This window comes from Vibrio sp. 378 (assembly GCF_033339435.1).
On record NZ_JAWOUO010000022.1, the window covers coordinates 29,471 to 38,422 of the forward strand.

Here is an 8,952-nt window from a genome sequence, read left to right on the forward strand (position 1 = left end):
AAAAGTAGAGGGTTGATGTTTTGCATCAACCCTCTTTTCTTTACTTATGTTTCACGTGAAACATAACGATGACCAGTGCCTTTCTTTGCTACTTAACCAGAATACGCCGAGTGCCAATCTCGCCATACTGGGTCAAATCCTTTCGCTCGAATCATATCTTCCACAGAACTCGCGCTTCGCTCATCGCTGATCTCAAACTGCTCGAGTTCAACATCATCCATCGCATAACCACCCGGCTGAGTTTTCGATGCCGCAGACATACTGGTAATACCTAACGGCAATGCATTGTCTCTAAACTTCGGTGATTCGCGAGTCGATAATGACAATTCCACTTCTGGATTTAATAAACGATAAGCGCAAATCAACTGCACAAGCTGCTTATCCGTCATGACTGATTTTGGTTGGAGCGCGCCCTCACAAGGACGCAAACGCGGAAATGAAATAGAGTAACGAGTCTGCCAATACGTGCGCTCAAGATAGTCCAAGTGCGCTGCCACATAAAAGCAGTCGGTACGCCACTCTTCCAATCCTATCAAAGCGCCAATACCGATCTTATCGATGCCCGCTTTTGCAAGACGATCGGGTGTATCCAATCGGTATTCGAAATCCATCTTATTGCCACGCAAATGGTGTTCGGCATAAGTCGAAGGATGATACGTTTCTTGATAGACCATCACCGCATCCAAACCCAATGTCTTAAGCTCGGCGTATTCGTCTTGATCTAGCGGTTGTACTTCCATCGCCAAATAGTTAAAGCGCTGCTTAATCATCGGCACCATTTCGCGGAAGTATTTCATTCCCACTTTGGTTTCGTGTTCGCCAGTCACCAGCAATACGCTATCGAACTTCATGCGTTTGATGGCTTCGACTTCTGCAGCCACTTCGTCCCTATTCAAGGTACGACGCTTGATTCTGTTCTCCATCGAGAAGCCACAATAAGTACAAGCATTGGCGCATAAATTAGAAAGGTATAATGGAATATAAAGCGACATGGTATTACCAAAACGCTTGCGAGTTGCCGAGTATGACAGTTGTGCCATTTTCTCTAAGTACGCTTCAGCCGCTGGTGAAATTAGCGCTTTAAAGTCTTCCAAATCACGCTTGGGTTTATTCAATGCTCGCTCAACATCTTGTGCCGTTTTCGCATAGATCGACATCGAAATGTCATCCCAATTAAGCTGCTTAAATTGTTCAACGAAGCTCATGTTTTCCTCGCTTAATAGCTAAACCAATCTAGGGCTAAAGCTCATCTAGGAATGACGTCAGTGGACTCGACGCAACCGCATGAGAAACCTTACCTGCAAGTCCGGCTTCATAAGCCATACGCCCCGACTCTACCGCCAACTTAAATGCCTTCGCCATCGCAACGGGATCGCTCGAAGCTGCAATCGCGGTATTGACGAGTACGGCATCCGCGCCCATTTCCATCGCACGCGCGGCATGTGAAGGTGCGCCAATACCCGCATCGACAACGACAGGAACATTAGCTTGGTCGATAATGATTTCTAGGAAATCGTGAGAAACTATCCCTTTGTTAGAACCGATCGGCGCACCTAATGGCATGACCGCAGCACAGCCCACTTCCTCCAATCGTTTACACAGAACCGGGTCAGCATGACAATAAGGAAGGACAATGAAACCCTCACGAACCAGTTGTTCAGCGGCAGCAAGTGTCTCAATTGGATCGGGCATCAAGTACTTCGGGTCTGGATGAATTTCTAGTTTTAACCAATTAGTACCCAACGCTTCTCGCGCCAGTTGCGCAGCAAACACAGCATCTTTAGCATTCTTTGCACCCGAGGTGTTCGGCAATAAGTTCACACCCGCTTGTACTAACGGCAGCAAAATATCGTCTTGTTGGTCGTTCACATCGACACGTTTCAACGCCATGGTCGCAAGTTGAGAGCCCGACACTTGAATCGCTTCTGCCATTAATCGGCTGTTGGCAAACTTCCCTGTTCCCGTGAACAGTCTTGATTCGAATTGTTTATCACCAATTTTAAGCATCGACTTTAACCCCCTGCGATCGCTTGAAACAAAGAGATGCTATCTCCCTGTGAAAGAACTGTGCTAGCCCACTCACTGCGCGGCACAACATTGTTATTAATTGCAAAAACACAGCCCATTTCAGGCAGCGCAAATTGACTAATGATTTGCTTTAGATTCGACTCAATGGCAACTTGATGTGACTGGTCATTGATGACAATAGTGATCACATCTAAGTCAGCAGCGGTCATTTGTGTTGTTTGTTGTTCTGATAAAGTCATTGCTTCCAACTCTCTTAATTCTGCCCATTACTCGTAAGCTAAATCTGAGCACACACTTGGCACTGTTTATCTTTACTTATCGCCATGGTTTGCCATTGCAGCTTCAATCCATCGAACAGGTGTAACTTGGCAGTCTCGACATGAAACTTTCCCGTCGCCAGTTTTTGAATTGCCGCTATCGCTTGGTAGTTGCCAAGTGTACCCACCACCGGACCGACGACACCGCTCTCAATGCACTTTTGCGTTTGCGGTAATTCGTCGAACGGATACAAACAGCGATAACAGGCTTTACTCTGCGCTTCTTGTTCACTTAGTGTTTGGTAATCAAAGACAGCGAATTGCCCTTGCCAACCAATTGCTGCCGCCGAGATGAGCGGCGTATTTTGCTCGAAACAAACTTGGTTAATGAGCTGGCGCGTTGGCATGTTATCGGTGCAGTCGAGCACCATATCCGCTAGCATCACCTCAAGCTGAAGCTGTGCTTTGTCCAATCGCTTATTGAGAGCACGAATTTGAACCATAGAATTAAGTTCAGTAAGTTGCTTTACAGTCGCTTCTGTTTTCGCAACTTGGAGGTCTTGTTCACGATAAATGATCTGACGCTGTAGGTTACTGCTATCAACTTCATCGTCATCAACCACAACCAATTTACCAACGCCCGCGGATGCCAAGTACAAACTCGCTGCGCTCCCTAACCCACCACAACCGATGATCAGCACATGCGATTTGCTCAAACGCTCTTGCCCAATTTCGGCAATTTCAGGCAGAGCGACTTGGCGCTGATAGCGAAGGAACTGCTTATCCGTGAGCATGTTCGCCTCTCTTGGTATCCGCTAATTCACTATTCTGATCAGTAAACGTTAGCTGTCTTTCCTTCATCAGTTGTGCGAAGAACTCGATGACGGACTGAGGTGATTCTGCCAACGTAATAGCTCGCACAACAGCCAAACTAGAAACACCTGTTTGCCAAACTTGGGCTGCATTAGATTGGTCAATACCACCAATCGCAACCGTCGGAAAGCCAAGCACATTGTCACTAACTGCTTTGTCTTTTGAAGGACGGAAAGCAGCCTCTGTGTTTGTATAAGGAATGCTATCAATCAGCTTTTGATACAGTTCCAAACGCACTAAACCTTGTGGTTTCGATGGCATCTGTTTTGTGGTGGTTGGGAAAATATGCCCTAGCGCGATGTAGCTAGGATGAATTTGTACGATGCGCAGTAGTTCGTAATAACCATGAGTAGAAAGACCAAGACGAATACCGGCTTTAGTTAGCTGAGCCAAATTCGATTCTTCTATGTCTTCTTGTCCTAGGTGAACGCCATAAGCGCCATGCTTGATTGCCAACTGCCAATAGTCATTGATGAACACTTGTGCTTGATACTGACGACCTAGCTCAATTGCTCGAATGATCTGTCGTTCTAAATCGGCTTGTTGTGGGTTCTTGATTCGCAGTTGAATAGTGTTGATGCCTAGTGGCAATAGACGTTCAATCCAAGCAACATCATCAACGACTGGATAGAGCCCTAAACTTTGCTTAGTCAGAGTTGGAAAGCTAACGCTCTCGCCTTGTGCAGACCAACCAACTTGAATATCGAGTCGGTTATCTTCCAGTACAGGTGTGGGGAAATCATCAAATTGGTCAGCCCACTGAGTAGATCTTCCCTCGTCAAGATTGTCATTCAACAGTGTTTCACGTGAAACATTCGCTTGTTGAGTTAACATTCCTCGAGCAAGTGTTAACGCATCTTCGATAGGAAAATCGAGTACTGTCAGCGTTACTATCCAAGCAAGGTGATGTTCAGGATCGAACATTGCGTTGAATTTGGACTTAACGGAAAGCGCTCTCACTTCGTTGTTAATTGGGTGACGCCAGATATCAAGCTGAAGCACTTTCTCCTTTTCATCGGATACCTGAGTATCAGCAATACCAATATAAATCGCTTTCGACGGTTGCTTAGCACACGCTTCTACCGACAAAGCAGAACGGTAATAGAGCACAAATGAACTCTCATGCTCAGAGTCATAATCATCAATGAGATCAGTCGTTATGTGTGTGGTCTGTTGGCCGCGAACAAGCTGAATAGATTGAGTTGGGCTCACACCCAACTCAATGTCTTCTATGCTAAAACCCTGTTCTTTCGCCAACAACAAACATTGCTGAACTAAACCTGTCAGTTCAATCAACGATGACGGAATAAGGATTTTGCTCATTAGTCACTTACCTCGGCATGTGCTGCTGGGTGGTATAGCTCAGAACCTGACTCTCTAAATTCTTGCGATTTCTGACGCATCCCCTCAAGAGGATCATCCAGCATTTTGATCGATATAGCTTGGTCCGCAGCAACTTGCTCAGTGTCTTTCGCATACTCTCGTACCTCTTGCGAGATCTTCATCGAGCAGAACTTTGGTCCACACATCGAACAGAAGTGAGCAACTTTGCCAGACTCTTGAGGCAAGGTTTCATCATGGAAAGCGCGTGCGGTATCTGGGTCGAGCGACAAGTTAAATTGGTCTTCCCAGCGGAACTCAAAGCGAGCTTTAGAAAGCGCGTTATCACGAACTTGTGCACCAGGGTGTCCCTTCGCTAAATCAGCGGCGTGCGCAGCAAGCTTGTAAGTGATCATGCCTACTTTCACGTCTTCTTTGTTTGGTAAACCAAGGTGCTCTTTAGGAGTTACGTAGCAAAGCATTGCACAGCCATACCAACCAATCATGGCAGCGCCGATGCCTGAAGTAATATGGTCGTAACCTGGAGCGACGTCTGTCGTCAATGGACCAAGGGTATAAAAAGGAGCCTCATGACAGTGCTCTAACTGCTCTTCCATGTTCTCTTTGATCATATGCATTGGAACATGACCAGGGCCTTCAATAATCACCTGTACGTCGTATTCCCACGCAACCTTGGTCAATTCGCCAAGAGTACGAAGCTCTGCAAATTGCGCTTCATCGTTAGCATCAGCAACCGAGCCAGGACGCAGACCATCACCAAGAGATAGTGCGACATCGTACTTAGCACAGATTTCACAGATCTCTCGGAAATGGGTGTATAAGAAACTTTCTTGGTGATGCGCTAAACACCATTTCGCGATGATAGAACCACCACGAGAGACGATGCCAGTAACGCGTTTTGCAGTCATTGGCACATAACGAAGTAGTAAACCGGCATGGATAGTAAAGTAGTCAACGCCCTGCTCTGCTTGCTCAATCAGGGTATCGCGCATCACTTCCCAGTTAAGGTTTTCCGCAACACCATTCACTTTCTCAAGCGCTTGATACATTGGTACGGTACCGATCGGAACCGGACTGTTACGTAGAATCCACTCGCGAGTTTCGTGGATGTTACGTCCAGTAGAGAGATCCATAACGGTATCTCCACCCCAACGTGTCGCCCAAACGAGCTTCTCTACTTCTTCCTCAATCGAAGAAGTGACCGATGAGTTACCGATGTTTGCGTTCACTTTGACCAAAAAGTTACGTCCAATGATCATTGGTTCGGATTCTGGGTGGTTAATATTGGAAGGGATAATAGCGCGACCTTCGGCGACTTCTTTGCGCACGAATTCGGCGGTAATATCTTTTGGTAGGTTCGCTCCGAAGCTTTGACCCGGATGCTGTTGATTCAGCACTTCATCGCGATACTTGGCACGCCCCATGTTTTCACGCAGCGCGATATATTCCATTTCTGGGGTAATAATGCCTTTGCGAGCATAGTGCAATTGAGTCACACAATGGCCATCTTTGGCACGTCGAATACGTGGTAGATTACCGTAACGAAGATCGTCTAGTGTTTCGTCTTCTAAGCGTTCTTTGGTGTACACCGAGCTTACTTCATCAAGTAGCTCAGTATCGGCGCGCTCTTCAATCCACCCTTCTCTCAGCTTAGGTAAGCCGTTATAGAGGTCTATGGTGTGCTCTGGATCTGTGTATACACCCGACGTATCGTAAACGCGTACTGGCTCATTAGGTTCGAATATAGGCGCTTCTTTTGTGCCTCCAATAAGGCTATCAGCGAGTGATATTTCACGCATTGGCACACGAATATCTGGACGTGAGCCTTCTACGTAGACTTTGCTTGAATTGGGGTACGGTTGTACCGAGAGTGTATCAATGAACTGTTTTGCTTCCAGTCTCGCTTGTTTGCGACTCGACATAGCATTTTTCCTTGCTTTGTTATACTAGATAAAAAGTAATTGGATAAAAATGCTTGGCGGATAGATGCGACAAGAGGAGTCAAATTAAGGCTAGTTAAAGCTTACGATATTTGCCTGTAACAACATTCGACTTTTGATAGGTCAACCAGAAAGAACTCCGGTGTGAATATCTTCTCTTGTTCCCTTCGCAGATTCTAATCTGATCAGGTTCAACGGATCCCGAATTAACGGTCTCAGCCTTATGGCACTCCGACAAGTGATGTCAGTATATAAAAACGGCTTGGTGAAACCAAGCCGACCTGTTCAATTTTTAACTACTTTGCTAGCTGCGCATCAATAATTGAAAGCCAATCCACGCCGCTGAAATACTTAACACGACATTCAACAATACGTTCAACCCCATCTTAAAGAAAGCGCCCTGCTGCATAAGCAACACATTATCCATCGAGAAGGTGGAAAACGTCGTTAGTGCGCCTAAAAAACCCAAGCCAATCACTTGTCGCCAAGGTTCCGTTGCCAAAAGTTCATTATCGAAAGCTGCTATCAATAAGCCCATCATAAATGAGCCAACAACGTTAACGGTTAACGTACCATATGGAAAACCACGCCCCAATAAAATGACACAAAGTTCAGAAATTAAGTAACGAGAACATGCACCAAATGCACCACCCAATGCAATAAAACCCAAAACGGATAGTTGTCCCATAATTCCCCCAGAAAAGTTAATGGCGACATTGTAATCAAATTTACGGCAATAGTGATTATACAATCTTAGAATTCAGCAAAGTATAGCGCTTAAAACTTATCAAGATTTTAAAAGTTACAGGAGTCACTTTACTTCGATGTAACCCATCAAACCCGTCTTCATATGTTCAATTACATGACAATGGTACATCCAACGTCCAGGGTTATCTGCAACAAATGCCGCTTTCGCACTGCCGTTTTTTCCAAACAAGACCGTATCGGTATGAAACGGTTCGTCGAGTTTTTTTCCATCTAACTCAAGAACCGTAAATGTGTGTCCATGAAGGTGAATAGGATGATGATATTGGGTGACGTTCTTTAGGTTGAAGATATAGGTTTTTCCCATCTCCAATGTTGAAAGGGGCGGCGGAATATTATCTTTGCTCATTCCCTCCCAAGCCCGTTTGTTCATCAGCCAGAATTTAGGTATCGCTTTGCCCGATTTATCAGCAGGAGTGATCGCGCCCTCCCACTCAAACACATAATCGATTTGCTCTGCATTTTTCAAATCGAGAGCTGGCACAGGGTTGAGAGGTAATAAAGGCAGTTTCTGGTTGTTCGGCAGGTCAGACTCAACAACGTCAAACTCGCACAAAGGGAATGGGAAGCGTCCTTTCATTTGACGCACATAAACACGTTTTCCAACCTTCGGAGCAATCAATCCGATATCTAACCTCATTCCTGGACCAATTTTGTGCTGAGTGAGCTTATAAGGCGTTTTAACAGGATTACCATCTATAGCAATAACCCAAGCCTCTGCCCCTTCTATAGCGATCGGGTAAGTAATGGTGTTATCGACATTAGCAATTCTTAATCGCGTGGTAGCATTCTGCTTCAGCGTATAAACAGGTTCATGCACACCATTGACGCTACTCCACTCTCCGGGAGTCCCCATACGAGCGCTCAAGCGCGGTACCATAAGGTTCTTCCACTGACCTTGTTTGTCTAAATGCCAATGCTTTAGAACTATTTCCTGTTCTTCATCAAATAGAACAGGCTCAGCCTCTTCAACGATAATTAGCCCAACTAAGCCCTTACCAAGCTGCTTCACACTATTCATATGTGGGTGATACCAAAATGTGCCCGCATCTGGTGGTGTAAATTCATAAACGAATGTTTCACCCGGCATGATAGGCAACTGGCTTAAGAAAGGTACACCATCCATTTCAATAGGGATTCGCAAGCCATGCCAGTGGATTGTAGTCGGCTCTGAAAGCTTGTTAGTAAACCGAATTATAACTCTCTCGCCTTGGCGACAACGAATCGTAGGCGCTGGAATCGAACCATTAAATGCGAGTACGTCTGTGTTAAACCCAGGGACCAATTCTGCAGTAGAAGGCTCTGCAGTAATATCGTATATATATTGCCCCTGCTTATTAGTGCTCCTAGATAGAGAACATGCAGGTAGAACGGTAAGCGCGGAGATTGCTAAGGATGATTGAAGAAAGCGTCGACGAGATATATCCATACATAGTTACTCATTAATCCAGATCGGTTGAGTGTAACTAAATATAAATAGTGATTCCCCTTTATTATTAAAATTTCGGGCCACTGATCATTACAGCTAACTGTAGTTTCGTTCGTTCAGTAGATTAAATGCTGCCAAAGTACAGCAGAAAGCCATACTTACGGGATAAGAGTAGAAATAAGCTGTAATAATGAGAAGAAACCAGATACAAAAAAGGCTCTGACCTAAGTCAGAGCCTGATATATGGCAGGGGTGGAGAGATTCGAACTCCCAACACGCGGATTTGGAATCCGCTGCTCTGCCAATTGGAGCTACACCC

At 45.4% G+C, this 8,952-nt stretch carries 8 protein-coding genes and 1 riboswitch; all 8 genes read right to left on the bottom strand.

What is annotated here, in order from left to right; genetic code table 11:
- Positions 1-92: 92 nt before the first annotated feature.
- The 8 genes from thiH to R7Q48_RS22525 all read right to left on the bottom strand — a co-directional run bounded on the left by thiH (position 93) and on the right by R7Q48_RS22525 (position 8,633).
- Positions 93-1,205, bottom strand: coding sequence for a 2-iminoacetate synthase ThiH (gene thiH, locus R7Q48_RS22490; RefSeq protein ID WP_047102551.1), 1,113 nt, complete (start codon positions 1,203-1,205; stop codon positions 93-95).
- A 34-nt stretch (positions 1,206-1,239) separates the two neighbouring features.
- Positions 1,240-2,007, bottom strand: a complete 768-nt coding sequence (locus tag R7Q48_RS22495) for a thiazole synthase (RefSeq protein WP_005397059.1) — start codon at positions 2,005-2,007, stop codon at positions 1,240-1,242.
- A gap of 5 nt (positions 2,008-2,012) precedes the next feature.
- Positions 2,013-2,267, bottom strand: a complete 255-nt coding sequence (gene thiS / locus R7Q48_RS22500) for a sulfur carrier protein ThiS (protein WP_047102552.1) — start codon at positions 2,265-2,267, stop codon at positions 2,013-2,015.
- A gap of 38 nt (positions 2,268-2,305) precedes the next feature.
- The gene (locus tag R7Q48_RS22505) at positions 2,306-3,079 is read right to left on the bottom strand and encodes a HesA/MoeB/ThiF family protein (RefSeq protein ID WP_047102553.1); all 774 of its coding nucleotides are present in this window, start codon (positions 3,077-3,079) and stop codon (positions 2,306-2,308) included.
- Complete coding sequence (locus R7Q48_RS22510; protein ID WP_054577290.1) at positions 3,066-4,481, bottom strand: thiamine phosphate synthase; 1,416 nt, start codon at positions 4,479-4,481, stop codon at positions 3,066-3,068. The genes R7Q48_RS22505 and R7Q48_RS22510 overlap by 14 nt, the downstream gene beginning before the upstream one ends.
- On the bottom strand, positions 4,481-6,421 hold the full coding sequence (gene thiC, locus R7Q48_RS22515; protein WP_047102555.1) for a phosphomethylpyrimidine synthase ThiC: 1,941 nt from the start codon (positions 6,419-6,421) through the stop codon (positions 4,481-4,483). The genes R7Q48_RS22510 and thiC overlap by 1 nt, the downstream gene beginning before the upstream one ends.
- A 163-nt stretch (positions 6,422-6,584) precedes the next feature.
- A riboswitch (TPP riboswitch) is annotated at positions 6,585-6,683 on the bottom strand.
- Between the two features lie 60 nt (positions 6,684-6,743).
- The gene (gene crcB / locus R7Q48_RS22520) at positions 6,744-7,127 is read right to left on the bottom strand and encodes a fluoride efflux transporter CrcB (protein ID WP_005378811.1); all 384 of its coding nucleotides are present in this window, start codon (positions 7,125-7,127) and stop codon (positions 6,744-6,746) included.
- Between the two features lie 123 nt (positions 7,128-7,250).
- Positions 7,251-8,633 carry a multicopper oxidase family protein gene (locus R7Q48_RS22525; RefSeq protein ID WP_256903394.1) on the bottom strand — a complete coding sequence of 461 codons (1,383 nt, stop codon included), beginning with the start codon at positions 8,631-8,633 and terminating at the stop codon, positions 7,251-7,253.
- Between the last annotated feature and the right edge of the window lie 319 nt (positions 8,634-8,952).

Bases quoted from the DNA above. Each gene is read 5' to 3' on its own strand.
- R7Q48_RS22505 (WP_047102553.1), bottom strand. From the start codon at position 3,079: ATGCTCACGGATAAGCAGTTCCTTCGCTATCAGCGCCAAGTCGCTCTG.
- R7Q48_RS22510 (WP_054577290.1), bottom strand. From the start codon at position 4,481: ATGAGCAAAATCCTTATTCCGTCATCGTTGATTGAACTGACAGGTTTA.
- thiH (WP_047102551.1), bottom strand. From the start codon at position 1,205: ATGAGCTTCGTTGAACAATTTAAGCAGCTTAATTGGGATGACATTTCG.
- crcB (WP_005378811.1), bottom strand. From the start codon at position 7,127: ATGGGACAACTATCCGTTTTGGGTTTTATTGCATTGGGTGGTGCATTT.
- thiS (WP_047102552.1), bottom strand. From the start codon at position 2,267: ATGACTTTATCAGAACAACAAACAACACAAATGACCGCTGCTGACTTA.
- R7Q48_RS22495 (WP_005397059.1), bottom strand. From the start codon at position 2,007: ATGCTTAAAATTGGTGATAAACAATTCGAATCAAGACTGTTCACGGGA.
- R7Q48_RS22525 (WP_256903394.1), bottom strand. From the start codon at position 8,633: ATGGATATATCTCGTCGACGCTTTCTTCAATCATCCTTAGCAATCTCC.
- thiC (WP_047102555.1), bottom strand. From the start codon at position 6,421: ATGTCGAGTCGCAAACAAGCGAGACTGGAAGCAAAACAGTTCATTGAT.